This is a genomic window from Pseudomonas sp. MH9.3, assembly GCF_034354675.1.
Taxonomy (GTDB): Bacteria; Pseudomonadota; Gammaproteobacteria; order Pseudomonadales; family Pseudomonadaceae; genus Aquipseudomonas.
In genome coordinates this window covers 996,347-1,020,659 of record NZ_CP133785.1, presented here as the reverse complement: position 1 = coordinate 1,020,659, position 24,313 = coordinate 996,347, and the positions used below count along the sequence as shown (strand labels likewise).

Here is a 24,313-nt window from a genome sequence, read left to right as displayed (position 1 = left end):
GCTCAGCTCCTTGCGCCTTTCTGGGCGTGTTCGTCCAGACCGTCCGCCAACAGGCTCAGGCCCAGCATCAGGGTGGAGATGGCAATGCACGGGAAGATCACCAAGTGCGGGAAGGCGATGGCCATGCTGCGGCCTTCGTTGATCATTCCGCCCCAGTCAGGGGTCGGCGGTGGCAGGCCGAGGCCGAGAAAGCCAAGGGCGCCGATCATGATCGCGGTGTAGCCGATGCGCAGGCAGAAATCGACGATCAAAGGGCCACCGCAATTTGGCAGGATTTCCACCAGCATGATCCGCAGCGATCCTTCGCCCTGGGTGATGGCGCTGAGCACGTAGTCCCGGGAACGAATGTCGATGGTCAGCGCGCGCATGATCCGGAAGATCGCCGGGGCACTGGTGAAGGTCACCGCAATCAGGATGTTAAGCGCCGACGCGCCGAGGGCGATGATGATCACGATGTACAACACCAGCACTGGAAACGACAGCACGGTGTCGGCGACATAGGACAGCAGCGCATCGACCCAACCATTGAAGTAGCCGGCGCACAGGCCCATGGCGATGCCGACGGCGAATGCGGTCAGCGTCGCCAAGATCGACCAGAACAGTACGGTGCGCGTGCCCCATATCAGGCGCGAGAGAATGTCCCGGCCGATCATGTCTGTGCCCAGCAGGAAGCGCAGGCCGTCGCCATCCGGAGTCATCGGCGTCAGCAGTGGGGTGAAACTCTCCAGCGGGTCATGAGGCGCCAGCCACGGCGCGAACAGCGCCATCAGCACCCAGCCGCCGACCAGCAACAAACCGAGCAACGCCAGGGGATGTTTGAACGCGTTGAGGACATTCATTGCCCACCTCCGCCAAGACTGCGCAAGGTAATGCGCGGGTTGAGCCAGGTGTAGGCCAGGTCCGAGAAAATTTTAGTCGCGCCGACGACGATGCCGCTGATCATCGCGCAGGCTTCGATCAGGTAGACGTCATGGTTCAGCGACGCGGTGTAGAGCAGCGAGCCGAAGCCTTTGTAGGCGAAGAACACCTCGACCACGATCACGTTCGACAGCAGCCACGGGATGTACAACATGATTACGGTGATTGGCGCGATCAGCACGTTACGCAGCGCATGGCGCAACACGATGCGTGAGGTCGACGCGCCTTTGAGGCGGGCAGTGCGGATGTACGGCGCCTGCATCACTTCGACCATCGAGGCACGCGTGATCCGCGCCAGATAACCGATGCCGAACAGGCACAGCACCATCAGTGGCAGTGCCAGTTCCACCGGGTTGAAGCCGTCGCTCATGCTGCTCACGCCCGGGAGCCAGTTAAGCCAGAACACGAATATCGCCGAGACAAACACCGCACTGGCGAAGTCTGGAATCGAGGTGGTGACGATCGACAGAAACGACACCAGTCGATCCACCGCCGAGCCCTGGCGAATCCCCGCGAGAATGCCCAGGGTCAACGCCACCGGCACCATCACCGCCAACGCCAGACCCGCAAGGGTCAAGGTTTGCGCGAGGTTCGGCAGCAGCAGGTCAATCACCGGCTCACGAAAGTGCACCGAAGTGCCCCAGTCGCCGCTGAGGAAATCCTTCAGCCACACCAGGTAGCGCCAAACGAAAGGTTGGTTGTAACCGTGCTCCACCAGCCATGCGGCGCGTTGGTCCGCAGCGGAGTAGGGACCGAGGACGTTGATTGCGACGTCCTCAATGTTCAATTCCAGGGCCAGGAATACGATCACCGACACCGACAGCAACGTTGCCGCCAGCGCCAATAACTTGCGCAATAGAAATTCAGCCATGCTTGCACGCTCCGGCTAATCAAGGGATGGCGGCCCGCCGCAACTGAGTGGGCGGGCTGGTTCGAGGCGCTTGAATCAGGCGCTCAACCAGACTTGATCCATTGGGTAGAAGTCCGACGGGTGAACCTGAAAGCCCTGGACCTTCTTGCTCGCGGCGGTGAACTTGTCGCCCCAGAACGGCTGGACCATGACGCAGGCGTCTTGCAGGATCTGCTCGACGCTTTGCATGGCCACGGCCCTTTGCTTGGGGTCGATAATGCCCATGGCGTTATCCAGCGCGGCGTCGAACGCCGGGTCGCTGTAGTGGCTTTCATTCCAGGCTGCACCGCTGCGGTAGGCCAGTTCCAGCGACATCACACCAAGCGGGCGGTGTGCCCAGTAGGTGAGGCTGAACGCGGCCTTGTCCCAGATCGGCCAGTATTGCGTCGCTGGGATCACTTTGAGGTTGATGCGGATGCCGGCCTCGGCGCAGTTCTGCTGGAGGATCTGCGCGCAGTCCTGTTCGTAGCGGCCCTGGGTGTTGCCGACGATCAGGTCGATGTCGATGCCGTTCGGGTGGCCGGCGTCGGCGAGCAGTTTCTTCGCACCCGCCACGTCTCGCGCACGTTTGGGCAGCGGGAAATACTCCGGGTGGGACGGCGCGACATGATGGTCTTCGCCCAGGGTGCCCATGCCGCGATAGGCGATTTTCAGCATCTGCGCGTTGTCGGCGCAGAGCACCACGGCTTTGCGAATGCGCAGGTCGTCAAACGGTTTCTGGTCGCAGGCCATGCGCATGACGATGGTTTGTGCCGACTTGCAGGTGAGCAATTGCGCGCCCGGCAAGCGTTTCGCCAGATCCAGTTCGGCCACCGTTACCCGGTACAACACATCCACTTGCCCAGCCTGCAGCGCGGCGAGATGGGTGGAAATGTCGGTGCCCATGTCGACGTAGCGCAGCTCTTCGAGGTTCGCCGGTTTGCGCCAGTAATCGGCACGCTTGGCGAAGGTCGCCTGCTTGTTGACCGCGAACGAGACCAGTTTGAACGGCCCGGTGCCAAGCGGGTTTTTCGCCCAGTCGTCACCGGCCTTGAAGCTGCGGTGCACGATGGCGCAGGTGAAGGCATTGAGCATTTCCGGGATCGCCAGCATCGGCCGTTTGAGCACCAGGCGGAACTGGAAGTCACTGACTTTTTCGAAAGCTGTGATGTCCTGGAACGCGGTGCGGTTGACCGACTTGGAGTCGGCGGCAATCCAGCGTTCGATGTTGTGCTGCACGTCCTCGACGTTGAAGGTGTCGCCGTTGCTCCACTTCACGTCCTGGCGCAGGTTGAAGGTCCAGGTTTTCAGGTCGTCGGACGGGCTCCAGCTCTCGGCCAGGTACGGGTGAGTGATGTTGTCGGCATCGACCCAGGTCAGAAATTCGAGGCTGTTGCGCAGCAGGTTTGAGGCTTCGATCCAAGTAATCAGCATCGGGTCCTGGATTTCCTGGATGGCGCAGGCAAACCGCAGGCTGCCACCCTGGCGCGGCGTTACCGCGTCAGCGGCGTGGGCCGAATTACCGAGCAGCGCGGAACCGAGGAAGGTGCTGGCGCTGGCAGCGGTGATGCCCAGCAGCGCGGCGGTGCGCAGGAATTGGCGACGATTGATTGCGCCACTTTTGACTTGGGTGCACAGGTCGTTTACCGCTGGATGCGGCAAGGCGCCGTCCAGTGTCATTAAGTCTTTCATATGCCTCTCCGATAACGTGCAAAAGTGCGTTTTTCGACTGGCCGCAAATGGGGCGAGCGGCAGACTCGGTCGGTTCGATGAACCGAGGCTGTCAGTGGCCGACAGCGCGAAGGCGCAGGCGTGACAGGCGTGAAGCCGGCAGTAGAGGAAGGCGCAACGAGATCAGAAGGACGGAGGCTGGGTATGACATAGGGCTGCTCTCATGTTGTTTTTATTAGAGATGCCCGCAGTTTTGTCATCTGCGCAACGATCGACAAACGATAAATTCAACGCTGAAACGTTCGATAAATGCATGTTACTGACCGTAAGGAAGGCTGCCGCTTGAGCTAGACAGGCCGGACGGAGGAAAGCGCGGGTACGAAACACTGCGCGGTGGCCGCAAACGCCCCTTGTTCCGGGTGGGAACAAGGGGAAAACCGGACGATGTCGAAGAAGGAGGTTACGGCACCGTCCGGGGTAACTCAGCGCGGCATCAGGCGCGCATCGAACGGATAGTCCGAGAGCAACTCGATGCCGTTTTCGTGGATGTAAATCTGCTCTTCGAGCTTGACCCCTTCGCCGCCTGCATCGTGGCCGATATAGCTCTCCACGCAGATGGTCATGCCGGCTTCGAACACCCCGTCGTAACCCAGTGCATCAATGTCTTCGCGGTGCACCACGTACGGGTATTCACCGGTCATGCCAACGCCGTGGGCCAGGGCGAAATAGCGGTTGGCCTTGTAGTTGTCCGGGATTCTCCAGGCCAGCTCGGCGTATTCCTTGAAGCTGCGGCCGGCCTTGAGCATTTCCATGTTGGTCTGCACTTGTTCGTAGGCCAGTTTGTACAACTCCTGTTGCTTGGCGGTGGCGGCTTGCTCGCCGCACAGGAAGGTCCGTGAAAAGTCCGCGTAGTAACCGAAACGCCCAACCACATCGGTGTCCAGCGCTACCAGGTCACCGGCTTCGATGGGCCGGGTGCTGCATTCCTGGAACCACGGATTGGTGCGCGGTCCGGAGGACAGCAGGCGGGTTTCGACGTAGTCGCCGTCGGTAGCGATCACGTGCTGGTGCAAGTGCGACCACAGTTCGTTTTCGCTGATGCCCGGCACCAGTTTGCTTTCCATCAAGCGCACGCCGGCCTCGGTGGCACGCAGGCTGGCGCGGATCATCTTCAGCTCGTTCGGCACCTTGATGCAGCGCGCGCGCTCCAGCGGTTCCTGGGCATCGAATATCTGGTAGCCGAGTTTTTGCAGTTCGAACGCAGCGGCTGAAGTCGCGCTTTCGATGGCGACGCGTTTGTTGCCGCCGCCGTGTTGGCGCACCAATTCACCGATTTCAGCGGCCCATTCGGCGGTGACGTTATTCAGGAAGCTGTCGCAGAAGTAATAGGAGATGGCCTTGGCCGGGCGCACTTCATCGACGGTGTTGAGCTGTTCGGCCAGGTGCAGGCAGCCGCCGAATTCGAAGACCACCACCGGGCCTTCTGCCGGGATGAAAGCGTAACGCGCCGGGTTGCGCGCCGAGTACACCTGCATGTTGCGCGAACCGGTGGCGTAGCGCATGTGGGTCGGGTCGAACAGCACGCACGCGGCGTAGTCGCGTTTTTTCAGTTCGTTGCGCACCCGTTGCAAACGGTCGAGCTGGATCTGCTGGATCTCGGCGTAGGTCGGTTCGCAGTCGGCGGGGTTGCGGTTAGGGCCGGACAGACTCATGGGGTGTTCCTCGCAAGGCAAATACGGTTGGTTTTTTTCTAGGATTTTTTTGGGGGGATCAGTCGAGCAACTGGTCGCTGCGCACCAGGTTGCGTTCGGCTTGCAGATGGGCTTCGGACAGGCGTCCGTAAAGCTGCTTGGTACGCTGGGCGCGGCCGATGATTCCGGGCTTTTCGGAGTAGGCGAAGATCGCTGTATTACGTTCAGTGGCGCCCTGGACTCGAGTGACCCGGTGCACCGAAAAGCGGCCCTTGAAAATCTGCAAGTCGCCTGGGTTGAGTTCCAGTTCCTGCACCCGGCTGCGGTCGTCGCCGCGCACCACATTGCCGACGGCGCCAAGGTTTTCCTGGGTGCGCGTGCGGATCATCGGCGCGTACTCGAACAAGCCGCCGGCCTCGGGCTTCTGGGTCATCATGCTGACGATGAATTCGTTGGTATCGAAGTGCCAGGGCTGCTCGGTGCCTTCGGGCATCACGTTGATCACCAGCCCGGCGAACGGGTCGGCGTATTCGAAAATCTCCGGCTCGTCGAGGCAGGCACCTATAAATCGCTTCATCATCGGCGAGACGTACAGGCGATGAATGATCGCGTCCGGGGCAATCATGTCTCGCGTAACAAAACCGCTGGTGCGCTCCATGAATGTGCGGCGCGGATCATCCTGGGGCAGGGCGGGGTCGTCTTCGGTGAAGTAGGCGTTGACCTTGCGCACCGAATAAAAAGTTTTGCCCGACAGCGCCTGACCCTCGGCACGCGCCTGTTCCAGCGCCTCGGGCCGCAGGAAGTTCTTCAGCAGGCAGCAACCATCCTCGGCCAGTTCGGCACGAGCGTGTTCGATCAGCGCCTGCAACCGGACATGGCCCGAATCATGTATGGGGTACAACTCGGTATTTATAATGTCGCTGATATCGCCCACTTCGGCGTCGGCAAGTTGAAGGCTCATGCAAGTCTCCTGGAACTATCAATTAACAGTGTTTGGCGTTGAATCGATAGTTGCTTAAAGAGGTGCGAAGTGGAAATTACAAGTTGTGATCGAATCCATCGGCAGGGGCGATAGTTATGTCAGGCGAACTGGATGGAAGCTTACTGAAAGTGTTTGTTGCGATTATCGAGTGCCACGGATTTTCTGCGGCGGCCGAGCGCCTGCACAAAACCCAATCGACCATCAGCCAGAATTTGCAGCGCCTGGAAGAGATCGTCGGCACGCCGTTGGTTCAGCGCACCAGTCGCTCGGTGAGCCTGACACCGGGTGGCGAGACGTTTCTGATCTATGCGCGGCAGATCCTCAAGCTGCATGCCGATGCGATCAACGCCGTGCAACTGCCCGATGAGCAGGTATGCGTTCACGTCGGCATGCCCGAGGACTACGCCCAGTTTTGCCTGGCCGAGGTGTTGCGCGACTTTCAGGCGCAGTTTCCCCAAGTGCGGCCGGATATTTGTTGCGAGATGTCGACGGCGCTGGTCAGTCGTTTGCAACGCGGTGAATTGGACCTGGTGCTCGGCGTGCAACATGCCAATCTACAAGCGGGTGAATACCTGTGTGATGAGCCGCTGGTGTGGGTGGCGGCTGAGGGGTGGTGCGCCGGTGCTCAGGCGTCGGTGCCGCTGGCAGTGTATGCCGAGGGCTGCGCCTTTCGAGCCAACGCCGTGCGGGCGCTGGCCGAGGCCGGGCGGGCGTGGCATGTGGTTTACACCAGCCAGAGCCCGCGTGGTATTGGGATTGCCATTGAACAGGGCCAGTCGGTCGGTGTTACGGCGCGGCGCCTGGTGCCGGCAGGTTGGCAGGTGCTGGACGAGGCTCAGGGCTTTCCGCCGATTGAGCCCGCGCGGTTGATGTTCTGGCGTTCTACTCAGTGCGAGGCGTTGGCTGTGGAGGCCTTGGTGGATATTCTGTCGCGTCGCTTGGGCCGTTCAGAGTGGCTGGCCGAGCGTCGGCTCACAGCGTTGACGGCGAGCCATCAGCCTCAGCAATAACAGGCTGGCGGTGACCCAGCAGACGATCCAGCCGTGTACCAGGCCAAACTGCCCGGTGGCCTGCAGCAGCCAGCCGCACAGCCAGTTTGCGGTGGCGCTGCCCAAGCCATAACCGACCATGCTCAGACTCACCACTTGCAGGCTCTGCACGGGGCTCAAGCGTGCGCTGAGGTAGGCGGCCATCAAGCCCCAGACAGGGAAATAGAACAGCGCGAACAGCCCGGCCGCCAGCCAGGTCAGATTCAAGCTCGGTTGCCAGAGCAGGGCGAGCATCGCCAGGCCGAAGGCGCTGATACTCAACGCCATCACCCTTAATGCCCCCCAGCGATCGGCGAGCGAACCCAACAACAAACCGCCGACTGCCCCGCCAATCCCGATCAGTGTCCACAATGAGCCGGTGATCTGTGCGTTGGCGCCCAGCCGTTCGCTGGCAAACGCCGAGAGAAAATTCAGGAAGGGGCCGCTGATCCCGCCAATAAAGGCGCTGAGCAGCAGTATGTGCAGCGCCACCGGGTAATCCAGGCACAGCTTCAACCATTGCCTGAGTATCCGGCGCAGCGATGGCGCGCTGCTTTTCTTGATGCGCTGGCCTGTCGCCAACGGCGCCAGGACCCAAAAGGTCAGTAGGGTGACCATCAGTGTCAGCCCGGCGCAAATCAGCCAGAAGTGCCGCAGCGAGATGCCCTGCAACAGAGCGATCAGCATACCGTTAAGGCCGATCGCAAACGCCGCCCCCGACGATGCCAGCCCCAGTACACGGCTGCGGTGGGAGGCGGGGATCACTTCGCCGGCCAGTGCGGCGATGGCATTCCAGTTCGCCACCGCGCAGGCCGAGACCAGTGCCAGGCATAATGCGTACGGCAGCACCCACGGGGTGGCGACCGCCAGGGCCAGCAGCGCCGGGCTCAAGGCCATCGTCAGCCGTACCATATTACGCGGGCTGATCCACGCCGCGGCGATGCCACTGACAATCGAAGCGCCCATGTAGAACAGTTGCAGTAGCGCCGCGATGAACGCGGCCTGGCTGTAGCTCAGATCGAACACCTGGCGAATCTGGGGTAATAAGGCCGAATAAAGGAAAATACTGAAGCCGTGGGTGGTGGCGTTACACGCCGTAAAGATAAGCGCCAATAAAACAGTACTTCTTGTGGGTGAGCGTGTGTTGAGTGGCATGGGGTTGGCTCGGTCAGTTTAATTGCTATGGAATGGGGCGTAGGTGAAAGAGCTGCCCTAGATAAGTGCGTTAACTTAGGTGGGTATTTAGTTGAATAAGACTAGCGCCTATATAAATAAAACAGCCAGTGCTTAATAGTCGTGAGTGTGCTGCGAAATACGCATGCTATTTATACGTCAGCGACAGTGGCAGGGCTGAAACCGACGTCATTGAATATTGCCAATTACCTGTGGCGAGGGAGCAAGGCAATCGGCCCGCACAACACAAAAATGCATGTTACTCAGGAAATTTCCCGCAAGCCGTGGGATGCTTGTGGCTCGTCAGCCCCAGCGCGAGTCCTGTTCATGAAACGCAAAATGCCCGCGCTCAATGCGCTCAAAGCCTTTGAAGTGGCCGGTAATACCGGCAGTTTTACCCGGGCGGCGGAGCTGCTCAACGTCACGCAAAGTGCCGTCAGCCGCCAGGTGCGCCAGCTCGAAGAACAGCTCGGCGAGAATCTGCTGGAACGTCGGCATCACCACCTTGAACTGACCAGCGCCGGCCGGGTTTTGCTGCGGGCGCTGCATCAATCCTTCGACAAAATCGAGCTGACGGTGCGTAGCATCCAGCAGAAGTCCCACGCCAATCGCCTGCACATCAACGCACCGCCAACGTTCACCAGCCGCTGGCTGATGCCGCGCCTGGGACGGCTGCGGGAGAAACACCCCGAATTGGAACTGAGCATCACCACGCGTTTGCAGGACAGCCTGGCGGAAACCAGCACCCTGGACTGCGCGATCCGCTTTGGCGATGGCGAATGGGATGGGCTGGACAGCTCGCTGCTGCTCCAGGAACGGCACATTGCGGTGTGTGCTCCGTCCTTGTATGCGCGGGAGTGGAGCGAGCGCGGCATCGACCTTAATCGCCTGACCTTGCTGCATGTGTTGGCCAGGGAAGACCAGCGTTATCTGACTTGGAAACACTGGCTCGACGCGGCGAAAATCAGCGGCGTGGATACCCAGGGCGGTTATGAATTCGACCTGCTGGACCTGGCGATTCGTGCGGCCACCGACGGCTTGGGCATCACCATTGCCGACTGGAACATGGTTGCCCCGGAGCTGGCCAGCGGGCAGTTGACCCAAGTACTGAACGTGCATGTGGAAGGGCATCAATCCTACTGGTTGGTGACTCGGCCGGAGCAGACCTTGATGCCGCAATTGCAGGTGTTCAGCCAGTGGTTGCAGGAGGAAATCTGGTTGGCGCAAAGGCAGCTCGAACCCTCCACCGCCGCCGGTTAACCCCCAACCTTCATGGGAAATCTGATGACTTCTCGCGTAACCTGCATTTTTTGAATGTTACCCCGCTCAATAAATCGTTTGTTCAAGCCCCTCAGGATGCCAAAACTGCGGGAACTGGATAAAAACAACGATGGGCGATGCACATGCGACTTGAGCGAAACTTTGTAAACGGTCACTTCATTGAGCCTGCCAGCGATGCGCTGATTGCGGTCTACAACCCGGCCACCGAAGCCTTGGTCGGTCAGGTCTCGGCCGCCACCAGCGCTGAAGCCACCGCCGCCGTCGAGGCTGCCGCCGCCGCCCAGAAGCGCTGGGGCAAGCTCACCAGCATCGAACGCGCCGAGCACTTGCGCTCATTCGCTGACGCGTTGGAGGCCTGCGCTGAGAGCATCGGTGCCGCCTTGGCCGCCGAGTCCGGCAAAAGTGTCAGCGACGCCAGCAACGAAGCCCGTTACGCCGCGCAAATCACCCGTTACCACGCCGAATGGGCGCGGCGGATCGAAGGCGAGATTATCCCCAGCGATACCCCGAACGAAAACCTCTTTCTGCACCGCGAGCCGATTGGTGTGGTCGCCTGCCTGATTCCGTTCAACTACCCGGTCTACACCTTGCTGCGCAAAATCGCCCCGGCGCTTATTGCCGGTAATACCGTGGTGGTGCGCCCAAGTAACAACACCCCGACCTCGGCATTTGAAATCGCCAAGGCTGTGCAGCAATCCGGTTTACCGGCCGGCGTGGTCAACATACTGACCATGGACCATGCCACCGCCGCAACGGTCTGCACCCACAAAGCCGTAGGCTTGATTACCCTGACCGGCAGCGTCAACGCCGGGCGCATCGTGCTCGATTATTGCAAGGCCAACATCGCCAAGCCGTCCCTGGAACTGGGCGGCAAAACCCCGGCAATCATTGAAGCCGACGCTGACCTTGAAGCTGCCTCCAGCGCTATCGTCGCGTCCAAGACTACTCACTGCGGTCAGTTGTGCACGGCGGTGGAGCGGGTTTATGTGCAGGAGAGTGTCTACGAACAATTTCTCGCGTTGCTCAAAGCCAAAATCAGCGCCGTGAAGTTTGGCGACCGCGCCACCGACGCCAGCCTGATGGGTCCATTGGTCAACGCAAGCTCGCGGCAAAACATCCACGCCATGGTCGAGCGTGCCGTCGCCGACGGTGCGGTACTGGAAACAGGCGGTTTTATGCCTGAGGGCAACGGTCATTTCTACCCGCCGACGCTTTTAAGCAACTGTCGCCAGGACATGGAAATCATCCAGGAAGAAATCTTCGGCCCGGTGCTGCCCGTGCTCAAGTACCGCGACATCGAAGAAGCGCTGGCCATGGCCAACGATCATCAGTTCGGCCTGTCGTCGGTGCTGTACACCGAGAACTATCGCACCACCCTGAAAGTCGCCAACACCATCGAGGCCGGCGAGTTGTACATCAACCGGACCCCGGCCGACCCCTACCAGGGCTTCCACGCCGGATGGAAACGTTCGGGCCTGGGCGGTGATGACGGCAAGCACGGCATGCTCGAATTCACCCAGACCCGACTCGTGGTGATGAAGTACTAGACCGGCAGCTACAAGTTCCAAGCGTCAAGCGGCAAGTAAAAGCGAACGGCAGCCGGCTCTGAATTGCCGCTTGTAGCTTTGCGCTTGCTACTGCTCCAAACCTATAAAAACAATTATTGGGGCGCCCGGACCACCGGGCTGCCCGAGGTCTCACAGATGTCCAAGTCTGCAACCACTGTTGCCGCTGTTCAGGGTTCGAGCGCGGGTGCAAAAAGCCACAGTGACACGGGAAGTCGCTACGTCCAGTTAATGCTGCTGGTGCTGGCCGCCGGGGCGATCTACCCGATCCTGTACCTGCGGCAGGTTTACCAGACCACCATGCTTGAGGTGTTCCAGATCAACCACAGCGAGCTGGGTTATCTGTACTCCATGCTAGGGACGATTTTCCTGCTTAGCTATTTGCCGAGCGGTTGGTTGGCCGACCGGATCGCGCCACGGTTTTTGATTTTCTTTTCGCTGGTGGCCACCGGAGCCTTGGGGCTTTGGTACTCCACGGCACCGTCGATGGCCGGTTTGATGATCATCTTCGGTTGCTGGGGCCTGACCACCGGCCTGACGTTCTGGGCCTCGGTGCTCAAGCGGGTGAAGATGATTGCTCATCAGACTGAACAGGGTCGGTTCTTCGGCATCCTTGACGGCGGTCGCGGTCTGGTCGAGGCGTTGCTCGCAACGGTCGCCCTGGGGCTGTTCGCGTTCGCCACTGAAACCCGTGGCGAGTCCGCCGCTGAAGGTTTCAAGCACGTGGTCTACCTCTACGCCTTCACCTGTATCGCCATCGGCTGTGTGCTGGTGCTGATCAAGGACCCGAAGTCGATGGAGGACACCGCGCCAGTGGAGAAGGGCAAGTACAACCTGCTCAGTGACCTGACGACGCTGGTGAAAATTCCGGAGCTGTGGTTGGTGACGGCCATCGTGTTCTGCGGTTACCACATCTTCTGGGCGACCTACAGCTTCTCCGATTATTTGCAGGGCGGCGGCATGACCGCCGTCATGGCCGGCACCATCACCACCATCAAGCTGTGGATGCGCCCGATTGGCGGTATCGGTGGCGGCTGGCTCGGTGACAAGTTCTCGAACATTTCGGTGCTGATCGTAGCGCTATTTCTGGCGACGTTGGCGATGGTCGGCCTGATCGTATTCCCGGCGCTCAACAGCATGGGCCTGCTGGTCGGTACGGTGATCTTCATCGGCCTGATGACGTATGCGATTCGCGGGTTGTACTGGGCGATCCTGGACACCTGCAACATTCCGCTGCGCATTACCGGCCTGGCCATCGGCATTGTCTCGGTGGTCGGTTACCTGCCGGACGCCTTCATTCCATTGATCAATGGCTACCTCACCGAGCACTTCCCCGGCGCCTTTGGTTACAAGCTGTATTTCGGCTACATCGCCTTCGTCGGCCTGGTCGGGACCCTCGCGGCCCTGACCTTGCGCGCGCGTATCAATCGTCAATCTTCGAATAAAACAGGTGCCTGAGATGAAAATCGTCGCCCTTGAAACCCATATCGTTGCCGTCCCGCCACCGCACATAGGCGGCATGTATTGGCTGTTCGTCAAGCTCAAGACCGATTGTGGCATTGAAGGTGTCGGCGAAATCTACGCTGCGACCTTCGGCCCCAAAGCCATGCTGCCGATCATCGAAGACGTGTTTGAACGCTACTTGCTCAACCACGACCCGCATCACATCGAGCGCTTTTTTCGTCAGGCCTATTCGAGCGGTTTCACCCAGCGTCCCGATCTGACCATGATGGGCGTGGTCAGCGGCCTGGAGATGGCCTGCTGGGACATCATCGGCAAGGCGGCGAACAAGCCGGTCTATGAATTGCTTGGCGGCAAGGTCAATCAGCGTCTGCGTTCCTACACCTACCTGTACCCGGTCAACAGCCAGGGTGAGTACGACTACGATGACCCGGACCTGGCTGCCGAATGCGCCATAGAAAACATGAATAAAGGCTTCACCGCCGTGAAGTTCGACCCGGCCGGGCCGTACACCGCGTACTCCGGGCACCAGATTTCGCTGGAAGTTCTGGAGCGCTGCGAAACCTTCTGCCGAAAGATCCGCGAAGCGGTGGGCGACAAGTGCGACCTGCTGTTCGGCACCCACGGGCAAATGGTCCCGTCCTCGGCGATTCGCCTGGCCAAGCGCCTGGAGAAGTACGACCCGTTGTGGTTTGAAGAGCCGGTGCCACCGGGGCAGGAGGAGGCGATGGCGCAAGTCGCGGCCAAGACCACCATTCCGATTGCTACGGGCGAGCGGCTGACCACCAAGTACGAATTCTTCAAGCTGTTGCAGGCCGGCGGTGCGTCGATTCTACAAATGAACGTCGCCCGCTGCGGCGGGCTACTGGAGGCCAAAAAAATCGCGAGTATGGCTGAGGCCTATTACGCGCAGATCGCACCGCACCTTTATAACGGGCCGATTGGCGCGGCGGCGAGTTTCCAGTTGGCAACCTGTACCCCGAATTTCCTCATCCAGGAAAGCATCATGACCTGGGGCGGTTTCCACGCCGAAGTCCTGACCAAGCCGCTGCAATGGGAGGACGGCTACATCATCCCGTCCACCGAGCCGGGCCTTGGGGTGGAGCTGAACATGGACGTGGTGCGCAGGCATTCGCCCTATACCGGTGAGCGTTTGCACCTGCAAATGGCGCCGGCCCCGGCAGACGTCAAAGACACATCGCCGGCCAGAGGCTGACGGTATTTCCCGTCTTTCAGTTGCGGGAATGGGTGTTTTCCAATAACGACTTACGCGGTAACCGTGCATGACATACGACTACATCATCGCTGGCGCAGGCGCGGCCGGCTGCATCCTCGCCAACCGGCTATCGGCCTGCGGCAAATACACGGTGCTGCTGCTGGAAGCGGGCGGCAAGGACAGTTCGCTGTGGTTCAAGATCCCGGTCGGCTTCGCCAAGATGTATTACAACCCGACCTTCAACTGGATGTACTACAGCCAGCCGCAAAAGCAGCTCAACAACCGTGAAATTTATGCCCCGCGCGGCAAGGTCCAGGGCGGTTCCGGCTCGATCAATGCGATGGTCTACGTCCGTGGCCAGGCCCATGACTTCGACGACTGGGCCGCCAACGGAAACGATGGCTGGGGTTTTAAGGACGTGTTGCCGTATTTTCGCAAACTGGAAAATCACCCGTTGGGCGAAAGCGAATACCACGGCGGCAGCGGCCCGATCAGCATCACTCCGATGAAGGGAGAGACCCATCCAATCTGCGATGTATTCCTCAAGGGGTGCGATGAACTCGGTTACCCGCAGAGTGACGACTTCAACGGGCCGAACTTCGAAGGCTCGGGTATCTACGATGTCAACACCAAGGACGGCCAGCGCAGTTCCAGTAGTTTTGCGCATCTGCATCCCGCACTCAGTCGCCCGAATCTGACGGTCGAGCATTACGCACTGGTGGATCGGGTATTGTTCGAGAACCAGCGGGCCAGCGGTATTTCCGTGACCCAACACGGCGTGGTTCGCACCTTCCAGGCGCGCAAGGAGGTGATCCTCTGCGCCGGTGCCGTTGACACACCGAAGATTCTGCAACTATCCGGTGTCGCCGATCAGGCGTTGCTGGCCAGGCACCAGATCCCGCTAGTCAAACACCTGCCGGCAGTGGGGCAGAACCTTCAGGATCACTTGTGCGTCAGCTACTACTACAAGGCCAACATTGCGACGCTTAATGACCAGCTCAGCTCGCTGTTCGGGCAGTTCAAGCTCGGCCTTAAATACCTGCTGACCCGCAAGGGTGCCTTGGCAATGAGCGTCAACCAGGCCGGTGGGTTCTTCCGTGGCGACGAGTCGCAGGCCAACCCGAACCTGCAACTGTACTTCAATCCGCTGTCGTACCAGATCCCGAAAAACAACAAGGCCAGCCTCAAGCCAGAGCCGTATTCCGGCTTCCTGCTATGTTTCAACCCGTGCCGGCCGACGAGTCGTGGGCATATCGAGATCCAGTCGAATAACCCTCGAGACGCTGCGCTGATCGATCCCAATTACCTGAGCACACAAAAGGACATCGACGAAGTGATCCAGGGCAGTCGGCTGATGCGCAAAATCATGCAGGCGCCGGCCTTGAAAAGCATCACGGTTGCAGAAGTCCTACCGGGGCCGGTGGTCGAAAGCGATGAACAGATGCTGCAGTACTTTCGCGAAAACAGCGGTTCGATCTATCACCTGTGCGGCTCGTGCGCGATGGGGGCGGATGTACGGACGTCAGTGGTCGATAAACGGCTTAAAGTCCATGGTCTCGAGGGTCTACGCATTGTCGATGCGTCGATTTTTCCCAATGTGACGAGCGGCAATACCCACGCCGCAGTGCTGATGGTGGCGGAGAAGGGCGCCGACCTGATTTTGCAGGACGCCTGATTCGTTGCCAAAGTGCTCGAAAAACGTTGGAGCTGGCTATAGAGCGGATATCCCCTACGTTTACCCCCACAAAAACACCGGCTCTTAATGGACGTTACTGCATTCTCGTGGAGCAGAACACCGCGGGAGCTCAAGTAAATACCCGCTTGGAAAAATCCAGAGCAAAATTTTGAAAGCTTTCAAGAAGGATGAAAAAGAAGGTGGGGGCTAGGGGTCGAGTGTTCGAATCACTCCGTCCCGACCATATAACTCAAGGGGTTGCGATATTTTATCTTGCCACCCTTTTTTATTTTTAAGTGTTTTTACGCCTACGAAAGCGAGAACAGTCGTGGGCCAAGCGCTTGCTCTAAAGATCCGTGCGAGATTGTTCCACCATTTCCGCTGGCACGAAAGATCGCGCGTCTTTCAGCCCCCTGCAGGCCGAGCCAGGAGTCGATGTAGCGCGCGTACCGCAACTCCCCCTGCATACCGGCATAGGCACGTAGCCGCTATTGGCCGACATCTGCATTTCACGGTGCCACTGCTCACTACTTTCCCATGACCGTAGCATCAACAGCGCTCATAGCTTTTCGCGCGCTGACCACCACTAGGCCTCTGGTTTGTGGCTATGCGTGCTGCAAAGCTCATCTCAACCGTTAAGGGAGTCTGCGTATTTGCCAGTGTGGCGCTTGTGATCTCAAGCGGAAGCCGAATGACCAACGCACCGCAACAAAAACGAAACAATACTGCGCCAGAATATAACTCATAAAGAGTAGTAATGTTTTTGGAGTGATTGATGGCGTTATTTTTGGCTGAGCATTGGGTGTGGGACTTCTGGTTCGTCCAGGACGGTGACCACACACATCTGTTCTATTTATCTGCCCCTCGCAGCCTGGACGATCCCAACCTGCGCCACTGGAATGTGCGGATCGGACATGCGCGGTCTGTGGATCTGAAAAACTGGGAGATTCTGCCCGACGCGCTTTGGCCAGCCGCCACGCCCAGTTGGGACGATTACACCACCTGGACGGGCTGCGTGGTTCGCGCTCAAGCGGGGCACTGGATGATGTTCTATACCGGCACCAGCAAGGCCGAAGACGGTTGCGTACAGCGTATCGGCGTCGCTTGTTCCGATGACTTGATCGTGTGGCGCCGCCCCACCGAAACGCCGCTTTTACAGGCCGATCTGCGCTACTACGAGTCACTGGATCTAAACATTTGGTATGAGCAGGCCTTCCGTGATCCGTGGGTATTCCCCGATCCGAAGGGCGATGGCTGGCACATGTTTTTCACCGCGCGTGAGCCACAGGGTGAGCGCAATACTCGTGGAGTCATCGGGCACGCGCGCTCTCCTGACCTTCGGCATTGGGAGCAAGGTCCGCCGATCTTCCGCTCCAAACGCTATGGGCACATGGAGGTGCCCCAGCCTATGGAATACCAGGGACGTTGGTATTGCGTGTTTTGCGTTGCGCATACCCACATTGACCCGGTCCACGCCGAACGCCATATGAAAGGCAAGCAGGGCGGCATCCATTACCTGATGGCCGAGCACCCGCTGGGCCCCTGGCACCTGCCGGAAGAGGATTTTCTGCAGGGTGACGCGTATTGCAGCCTGTACGCAGGGAAGCTGCTGGTCGATGGCCGGGGCAGCCTTTGTCTAATGGCTTTTCGTAACCATGATGAAACCGGTTCATTCATCGGCGAAATCACCGATCCGATGCCGCTCACGGTGCTGGATGACGGTCGCCTGCGCCTGTCCCATGGTCGCGAAGACCTGGAGCGGCCGCTACGTCATAATTAATACACATTAAGCGTAGTAATATGTTCTCCGCCTCCAATAACGGCTACGCACGTTGTTCACAGATGGGTATTGCCATGCTTTCGCATTTTTTATCGCGCCGCCCGCCGTTGCTTCGGGGAAGGCCTGCCACGGGTGCAATGTTGTCGCCAGCGGTATTTGCTACGCTGCCGATACCCGACGCCAACCGCCCCGCCGTCAGATGGCAGGTGTATGTGATTGGGGTGGGGGTGGCCGTAGGCGCTCACATCGCGCTGCTGGTCTGGTTGCAAACCGATCGACCGTCCAAACCACTGGAGGTGCCCACCAAGCCCCTCGCCATTGCGATGCAGATGGTTGCGCCGCCGCCTCCAGCGCCCGTGCAGGCGCCTAAGCCAGAGCCGACGCCTGTCCCGCCGCCACCTCCAGTGGAACCACCGCCTATAGCGAAGCCGCGTCCGACGCCCAAGCCTGTTGCCAAGGCAACGCCCAAACCTGCCGAGCCCAGGCAAGTCGCCGCCCCTGCGCCGTCACGTGATGCGCCCGCAAAAGCTGTCACGCCCAGTGCCACTGCAACGCCCGCGCCCAAACCCACCGCGTCGTTGCCGGTCACCGGCCCGGTGGGGCGAGCGGGCTACCTGAATAACCCGGCGCCTGCGTATCCGCCGGCGGCGGCGCGCAGACACCAGGAAGGTACCGCCCAATTGCGCGTGCACGTTATGCCCAATGGGCGACCCGACACCGTGGAGATCGCGTCCAGTAGCGGTTCTCCTGCGCTGGACGAGGCGGCACTGGCCGCCGTTCGCCAGTGGACTTTCATTCCCGCTAAACGGGGCGATACCGCCATTGATGGCTGGGTCACCGTGCCGCTTGAGTTCAAACTATCTCGTTGAGGTTTTGCCATGAACGATTATTCAACTCTGATTCACCAGGCATCCATGGGCATTTTGGTGCTGTTCTCGCTGGCCACCTGGGCTGTGCTGATTGCCAAATGGATTCAACTGGTAAAACTGCGCCGCCAGAACCAACGGTACGCTGAACGCTTCTGGTCGACCGCCAGCTTCAAGACCTCCGTGACCGCAGAAGAGCACCAGGGGCAACTGGCGCGTTTGGCCAACGCCACGCACCTGGCGCTCAGCAAAGGCCGCGAAGGGCCTTGCCCGGTCGACGGCTGGAGCCGTCAGGAAGTGCTCGAACGCTCCCTGCAGAAGCAGATTCACGGCGAACGCCATTTGATGGAACACGGAATGATCGTGCTGGCCTCGATTGGCAGCACTGCACCCTTTATCGGGTTGTTCGGCACCGTGTTTGGGATCATCCATGCGCTGCAAGCGATCAGCACCGCCAAGTCAGCCAGCATCGCTGTCGTCGCGGGCCCGATCGGCGACGCGCTTATCGCCACTGGCATCGGTATTGCGGTCGCCGTGCCTGCGGTATTGGCCTACAACTTCCTCGGTCGTCGCTTGAAATTGATGATTGCCGATCTCGAGAGTTTCGCCCTTAACCTCATGAACCGCGCGCAACGTCATGGCTTTGAGCTCGGCGACGGGCCCGCCACCGAGACCCAGCGCCAACTGAGCGGAGCAGCCTGAAATGGCCTTCACCACGAGCAATGACGAGAGCACCATCAGCGATATCAACATCACGCCCTTGGTCGATGTGATGCTGGTACTGCTCGTTGTATTCATCGTAACGGCGCCATTGTTGAACAATGCGATCCCGCTGAATCTGCCCCAGACCGTCGCCACGCAGGCGCTGGACGATAGCAAGCCGGTGGCGATCAGTATCGACGCGGCGGGCGGCGTGTTCATCGATGACAAAGCAGAGCCGCTTGATGAGTTGGAGCAAGCGTTGGTTGCCCTCAAAACCAGGGACCCCGAGGTTTCGCTGACGTTACGTGCCGACACCCTGACGGGGTACGGCCGCGTTGCTCAGGTGCTGGCGCTCGTGCAGAAGGCAGAGATCACTCGGCTGTCGGTGATTACGCAAAGCCAGTAAGGCGAAAGCTGCATGAGCCGCACACCTTACTGACGCTAACCAGTACTCACTTCAGCGGTGTAAACAATGCGTTTCAGATCACTTTTATCGGCGGCCATCGTTTGGGTGGCGGGTGCCGGCCAGGCCTACGCCGCCGATGCTGATGTCGAATTCTGGTATGGCCACTCGGGCGCGGCCGGGGCGGCGATCCAGGACATTTGCGAGCGCTTCAACTCGACTCACCCGCAGTCGCTGCCGATGCGTTGCATTGCTCAGGGCTCCTATGAGCAGAACCTGCAAAAGACCGTGGCCGCCTACCGCTCGGGCAAGGCCCCGGCGCTGGTTGAAATCTATGATGTCGCCACGCCGGAAATGCTCAATAGCGGAGCAGTTCTGGGCCTGGATGGGTTCCTGCAATCACAGCACAAGGTGTCTGACGATCCGTTGTTACCCGCCGTCGCCGCCTACTACAGCAATGCCGACGGCAACGTCTGGGCACAGCCATTTGCAACGTCCACTGCAGTGCTCTACAGCCACGCCGATCAGCTCGCGGCAGCCGGGATAACTCAAGCCCCAGAGACTTGGGAAGCCTTTGGCACGGCCTTGGTTGCCCTGAAGGCGCATGGCAGCAAATGCCCCGCAGTGACGGATTTAGGCCCCTGGGTCTGGCTCGAACAAAGCAGCGCGGTCATGGGCGCGCCATTGCTGAGTAAGGACGCAACGCACTGGGCATTCGACCAAGGCCTGCACCTGCGCCTTATGGAAGAGGTCGAGCAGTGGATGGCTGAAGGCTTGCTGATCGATCAGGCCGCCACCCGAAGTGGCGGTCAGGAGTTGGCGTTCACCGCCGGGGACTGCGCGCTGCTGCTGGGTTCGACCGGCGCGTCCAAGCTGATCTACAGCGTTAATCCCAGTGACGTGAAAGCCAACCTTTTACCGGTGTTCGCCGGTCAGCAACGTGCGGCTTCGCTCCCGGGCGGTGCGGCGTTGTGGGTGTTGCGCGGGCAGAGCGATGCGCAATACCAGACAGTCGCCGAGTTTTTGATGTTTCTGCGTGATGTGTCGATACAAACGTTGTTTAGCGACGCAACCGGTTATTTGCCCGTGACGCAGGGCGCGGCCACAGCGTACCTGGCGCAATTACCTGCCAACAGTGCGACCGTGGTGGGTCTTAACGCCATGACACGAGGTGACCGAACAACGGCGTTTGAGGTACGTCCGGGGTTTACCACCTTGCTGCGGCTCGCCTGGCAACAGGCGGTATGGCGCGCACTCGCCGGGCAGAAACCCATGGACGTTGCGTTGCACCAAGCGGCGGGGAAGGGCGACTCATTGCTGCGGGTGTTCGAGAACACCTACGGCCCCCGCGAGACGGAAGTTCTCCCAGCGCTTCTTGCCCTTGTTCCTCGCATTGCCCCAATTGCTGGCGGTTCTGCTGTTCTTCTATTGGCCGACCGTGCAGGCGTTCTGGTGGTCGTTTCATTACGTGCAGCCGTTTGGCGGCAGCGAAATCTTTGCGGGGCTCGCCAACTACGTCAGGGTCCTTCACGACCCAAGCGTACTCTCATCGCTGGGCACAACCCTGGTCTTCAGCCTGTGCAGCACGCTGCTTGCATTGAGCCTGGCGCTGGCGCTGGCGGCCTGCCTGCAACTGAAAGTTCGCGGGTACAAGATTTTCGGCAATGTGCTGATCTGGCCTTATGCGGTCTCGGGGGCGACCCTTGGAATTATCTTCCAAGTGCTGGCCAATCCGATCTTCGGCCCGCTGGCGTGGATCAATCACCTGGTCCCCGAAGCCTGGGCGCCGTCTGCCAAAGGATGGCAGGCGATGACGCTATTGGTGTTTGCCTACGCCTGGTGCCAGTTGCCCTTCAACATCGTAATGATCGTCGCGAGCCTGCAGTCAGTGCCAGAGGATTGCCTGGCGGCGGCGGCACTTGATGGCGCGACGCCATGGCAGCGGTTGCGTGACATCCAATTGCCGATGGTCGCGCCCTATCTGTTTTTCGTGTTCGTGGTCGGGTTGCTGGACAGCCTGTCCAACAGCTTTGGCCTGGTCGACCGGCTGACGCACGGCGGGCCAGGCAATGCCACTGAAATCCTGGCGTTCAAGATCTATCAGGATGGTTTTGTCGGCATCGATCTGGCCGGTTCGTCGACCCTGTCGGTGCTCATGCTGGTGGTGGTCGTCGTGCTCAGTGTCACTCAGTATCGATACCTGTCTTGGCGCAATCGCCGGAGAGAACACCATGGTTGAACGTCACCCGCTCTCGACGGCGCTGGCCTACGTCCTTCTGCTTCTGGGCGCGCTGTTTGCGCTCGGTCCGTTGTATCTGGCGCTTTGCGCAGCGTCGGTCAGCAACGAACAGATTCTTGCCCACGGAATGCCTTGGCTGCCAGGCAACCAACTGTTCGTCAACGTTGGCGAGGTCCTGCACAAGCTCGATGTGGTCACGTTGATGGGCAACAGCCTGATCGTGACGGGCCTGGTGGTGATCGGCAAATTGGCGCTCTCGGCACTGACCGCATTTGCAGTGGTGTATTTCCGGACGCCGTTCAAATCGCTGATCTTTGTCGCGGTCCTCGGCACACTGCTGTTACCGCTGGAGATCAGGATTATCCCGACCTACGCAGTGGCGGGCGACCTCCTGGGGCCACTGCGCTCGCTGCTCGACCTGCTGGGCATAGGGGCGATCCCTGTGCCGCATATCAACGTGCTGGACACCTATCCCGGGCTCGCTCTGCCACTGATCGCGTCGGCGACAGGCACCTTTTTGTTCCGGCAGTTCTATCAGACGCTGCCGTCCGATCTGGTAGAGGCCGCACGCATGGATGGCGCCAGCCCCTGGCGATTTTTCGTCGACATTCTGCTGCCGCTGTCGAAAACCAATTTCGCGGCATTGGGCACCCTGGTGTTCATTTCGGCGTGGAAGGACTACCTGTGGCCCTTGGTGGCCACCAATCGCACCAACATGCGCACGCTGGTACTGGGGGCCGCCAACTTTGCGCCCGCTGATGCCACTCAACTTCCGCAGTGGTCGCTGCTGATGGCCGCCACTTTGCTCAGTCTGATTCCACCCATTGTGGTCATCGCTGTGATGCAGCGCTGGTTCGTGAAGGGGCTTGTAGGGGTAGGTAAATGACTCGGTCCACATGCGACAACGCAGCGCCAAACATTCGTGTCAGTGGGCTGTCCAGGCGTTACACCAAGCACGGCCCGGCCATCATCGATGCGCTGGACGTGGAATTTCCCGCCGGGGAGTTCAGCGTCATCCTCGGCCCATCGGGGTGCGGCAAGTCAACATTGTTGCGTCTGGTCGCTGGCCTGGACAGCCCCGATGCGGGCAGCATCCATATCGGCGGTGTCGACGTTACACGGCGCCCGCCCAGCGAGCGCCATTGCGCCATGGTCTTTCAAAACTACGCGCTGTATCCGCACATGACCGTCGAAGACAACATCGGCTATGGGCTCAAACTCGCCGGGATCGGCCGGGAAGAGCGCTCAGCGCGGGTCCAGGCGATCGCCAGCACACTGGGGCTGCACGCCTTGCTGGGAAGAAAGCCCGGGCAGTTGTCCGGTGGCCAGCGTCAGCGCGTAGCCATTGGTCGAGCGCTGGTGCGCAAGCCTCCGGTGCTGCTCTTCGATGAACCGCTGTGCAACCTCGACAGCGGCCTTCGCCAGGAGATGCGCACAGAGTTGCGACGCATCCATCAGGACACCGGCGCCACCGTGCTCTACGTGACGCATGACCAGACCGAAGCAATGACCCTGGCTGATCGGGTCGTTGTGCTCAACAAGGGCCGTGTCGAACAGATCGACACGCCCCATGCGCTGTACAAACGTCCGCACTCTATCGTTGTTGCGCGTTTTTTTGGCTCGACGCCGATGAACCTTATCGAGGTGATGTGCAGCCCTGAAGGCGTGTTGACCCTGGGCGACGGCCAAGTGCTGCCGTTCAAGGTACAGGCCGCCATGGCGACGTCTGGCCCGTTGTTCCTGGGCATTCGTGCCGAGAACCTGAAAGTCGCCAGCCCCGGCGTGAGTGCCACCGTTCACGCCGTCGAGGAGTTGGGTAGCCATCGTGTCATTCATTGCCGGGTTGCGGGGCAGCCGGTACTGGTCAGTCAATCCGACTCGCAGCCGTGCTCCGTCGGCTCGACCCTCAACCTGTGGTTCCCAGCCGACGAGGCCTTGCTGTTCGATGGGGCCTCCGGGCAACGCATCTCTTCATCCCTAGTTCAGGATAACGTTTCGCTATGAAAGCTAAATCACGCGTCGTTCAAAGCAATTTGATTGCGCATCGTGGCGCGAGTGCCTTCGCACCGGAAAATACGCTGGAGGCCATCGAACTCGCGGCGCGGATGGGCGCGCAGTGGGTCGAGATCGATGTCAAGCTCACCCGTGATGGCGCCCTGGTGGTGATCCATGACGACACCCTGGATCGCACCACCTCCGGGCAGGGCGCGGTGGTCCTCAACACACTCGAACATATTCGATCGCTGGATGCTGGCCGATGGTTCTCCAGCACCTACGCGGGCGTTGCCGTGCCCACCTTTGAAGAAGTGGTCGACACCGTCATTCGTCTGGGGCTGGGCCTGCAGGTCGAGCTCAAGCCGACCACCGGTGATGACCTGGAGACCGCCGAAGCGGCCATCCCTTTACTGCGTCAGAAGTGGCCGCGAGACCATCACAAGCTGTTCGTCTCGAGCTTTTCGACCCGTGCGCTCGGCAAGGCGCGAGCGCTGTGGGAAGAGGTTCCGCTGTGCCTGGCCAGCCTGGTCGCACCGGCCGAACCGGCCAAGCTGCTGGCGGAATATGACTGCCAGATTCTGCATGTGGTCGACCCCTTTCTGAATGAATGCCATCTGAGCCGCCTGCGCGACAGCGCGGTCGAGTTTGCAGTGGCGACGGTCAATGACCCACATCGCGCACGCTATCTGTTAAGCCGGGGCGCGCAGTCAGTGATCACCGATTACCCCAACTTGCTCGATATCAACGCCCGTCAGGCGGGTATGTGATGGAGCTGGAG

General features: G+C 60.0%; 20 protein-coding genes and 1 pseudogene. 15 read left to right on the top strand and 6 right to left on the bottom strand.

Going from position 1 to position 24,313, the window contains the following annotated elements:
• Positions 1-2 precede the first annotated feature (2 nt).
• The 5 genes from RHM60_RS04020 to RHM60_RS04000 form a co-directional block, all read right to left on the bottom strand.
• Entirely contained in the window at positions 3-839 is an 837-nt protein-coding gene (locus RHM60_RS04020; RefSeq protein WP_071488391.1) for an ABC transporter permease, read from the bottom strand.
• Positions 836-1,789, bottom strand: coding sequence for an ABC transporter permease (locus RHM60_RS04015; protein ID WP_122462729.1), 954 nt, complete (start codon positions 1,787-1,789; stop codon positions 836-838). Before RHM60_RS04015 ends, RHM60_RS04020 begins: the two co-directional genes overlap by 4 nt.
• 75 nt (positions 1,790-1,864) lie before the next feature.
• A complete protein-coding gene (locus RHM60_RS04010) occupies positions 1,865-3,499 on the bottom strand; it encodes an ABC transporter substrate-binding protein (RefSeq protein WP_322213705.1) in 1,635 nt (544 codons plus the stop codon).
• Between the two features lie 461 nt (positions 3,500-3,960).
• Positions 3,961-5,190, bottom strand: coding sequence for a M24 family metallopeptidase (locus RHM60_RS04005; protein ID WP_209982250.1), 1,230 nt, complete (start codon positions 5,188-5,190; stop codon positions 3,961-3,963).
• 58 nt (positions 5,191-5,248) lie between these two features.
• Positions 5,249-6,130 carry a hypothetical protein gene (locus RHM60_RS04000; RefSeq protein ID WP_209982248.1) on the bottom strand — a complete coding sequence of 294 codons (882 nt, stop codon included), beginning with the start codon at positions 6,128-6,130 and terminating at the stop codon, positions 5,249-5,251.
• A 116-nt stretch (positions 6,131-6,246) separates the two neighbouring features.
• Here RHM60_RS04000 and RHM60_RS03995 point away from each other — a divergent pair, with 116 nt between their 5' ends.
• A complete protein-coding gene (locus tag RHM60_RS03995; protein ID WP_322213704.1) occupies positions 6,247-7,161 on the top strand; it encodes a LysR family transcriptional regulator in 915 nt (304 codons plus the stop codon).
• Here the strand turns inward: RHM60_RS03995 and RHM60_RS03990 are convergent.
• Positions 7,099-8,334, bottom strand: coding sequence for an MFS transporter (locus RHM60_RS03990; protein WP_322213703.1), 1,236 nt, complete (start codon positions 8,332-8,334; stop codon positions 7,099-7,101). The two genes, RHM60_RS03995 and RHM60_RS03990, sit on opposite strands and share 63 nt — an antisense overlap.
• A 345-nt stretch (positions 8,335-8,679) precedes the next feature.
• Here RHM60_RS03990 and RHM60_RS03985 point away from each other — a divergent pair, with 345 nt between their 5' ends.
• The 14 genes and pseudogenes from RHM60_RS03985 (at position 8,680) to RHM60_RS03915 (ending at position 24,302) form a co-directional block, all read left to right on the top strand.
• Entirely contained in the window at positions 8,680-9,612 is a 933-nt protein-coding gene (locus RHM60_RS03985; RefSeq protein ID WP_322213702.1) for a LysR substrate-binding domain-containing protein, read from the top strand.
• A gap of 143 nt (positions 9,613-9,755) precedes the next feature.
• The gene (gene aldA / locus RHM60_RS03980) at positions 9,756-11,180 is read left to right on the top strand and encodes an aldehyde dehydrogenase (protein ID WP_322213701.1); all 1,425 of its coding nucleotides are present in this window, start codon (positions 9,756-9,758) and stop codon (positions 11,178-11,180) included.
• Positions 11,181-11,336: 156 nt separating this feature from the next.
• Positions 11,337-12,656, top strand: a complete 1,320-nt coding sequence (locus RHM60_RS03975) for an MFS transporter (RefSeq protein WP_322213700.1) — start codon at positions 11,337-11,339, stop codon at positions 12,654-12,656.
• 1 nt (position 12,657) lies between these two features.
• Complete coding sequence (locus tag RHM60_RS03970; RefSeq protein ID WP_322213699.1) at positions 12,658-13,875, top strand: mandelate racemase/muconate lactonizing enzyme family protein; 1,218 nt, start codon at positions 12,658-12,660, stop codon at positions 13,873-13,875.
• Between the two features lie 67 nt (positions 13,876-13,942).
• On the top strand, positions 13,943-15,550 hold the full coding sequence (locus RHM60_RS03965; protein WP_209982233.1) for a GMC family oxidoreductase: 1,608 nt from the start codon (positions 13,943-13,945) through the stop codon (positions 15,548-15,550).
• 775 nt (positions 15,551-16,325) lie between these two features.
• On the top strand, positions 16,326-17,330 hold the full coding sequence (locus tag RHM60_RS03955; RefSeq protein ID WP_322213698.1) for a hypothetical protein: 1,005 nt from the start codon (positions 16,326-16,328) through the stop codon (positions 17,328-17,330).
• Positions 17,331-17,404: 74 nt separating this feature from the next.
• Positions 17,405-18,199, top strand: a complete 795-nt coding sequence (locus RHM60_RS03950; protein WP_416195161.1) for a TonB family protein — start codon at positions 17,405-17,407, stop codon at positions 18,197-18,199.
• A 9-nt stretch (positions 18,200-18,208) separates the two neighbouring features.
• Complete coding sequence (locus RHM60_RS03945) at positions 18,209-18,898, top strand: MotA/TolQ/ExbB proton channel family protein (RefSeq protein WP_322213696.1); 690 nt, start codon at positions 18,209-18,211, stop codon at positions 18,896-18,898.
• Between the two features lies 1 nt (position 18,899).
• Positions 18,900-19,304: an ExbD/TolR family protein gene (locus RHM60_RS03940; protein WP_209982226.1), complete on the top strand. Its 405-nt coding sequence runs from the start codon at positions 18,900-18,902 to the stop codon at positions 19,302-19,304.
• Between the two features lie 66 nt (positions 19,305-19,370).
• Positions 19,371-20,348, top strand: a pseudogene (locus RHM60_RS03935) (extracellular solute-binding protein); the annotation flags it as partial.
• A 328-nt stretch (positions 20,349-20,676) separates the two neighbouring features.
• Complete coding sequence (locus tag RHM60_RS03930; protein WP_322214574.1) at positions 20,677-21,540, top strand: sugar ABC transporter permease; 864 nt, start codon at positions 20,677-20,679, stop codon at positions 21,538-21,540.
• Entirely contained in the window at positions 21,533-22,426 is an 894-nt protein-coding gene (locus tag RHM60_RS03925) for an ABC transporter permease subunit (RefSeq protein WP_231421355.1), read from the top strand. The genes RHM60_RS03930 and RHM60_RS03925 overlap by 8 nt, the downstream gene beginning before the upstream one ends.
• A complete protein-coding gene (locus RHM60_RS03920; protein WP_322213694.1) occupies positions 22,423-23,544 on the top strand; it encodes an ABC transporter ATP-binding protein in 1,122 nt (373 codons plus the stop codon). Before RHM60_RS03925 ends, RHM60_RS03920 begins: the two co-directional genes overlap by 4 nt.
• The gene (locus tag RHM60_RS03915; protein ID WP_322213693.1) at positions 23,541-24,302 is read left to right on the top strand and encodes a glycerophosphodiester phosphodiesterase family protein; all 762 of its coding nucleotides are present in this window, start codon (positions 23,541-23,543) and stop codon (positions 24,300-24,302) included. The genes RHM60_RS03920 and RHM60_RS03915 overlap by 4 nt, the downstream gene beginning before the upstream one ends.
• Positions 24,303-24,313: the final 11 nt, after the last annotated feature.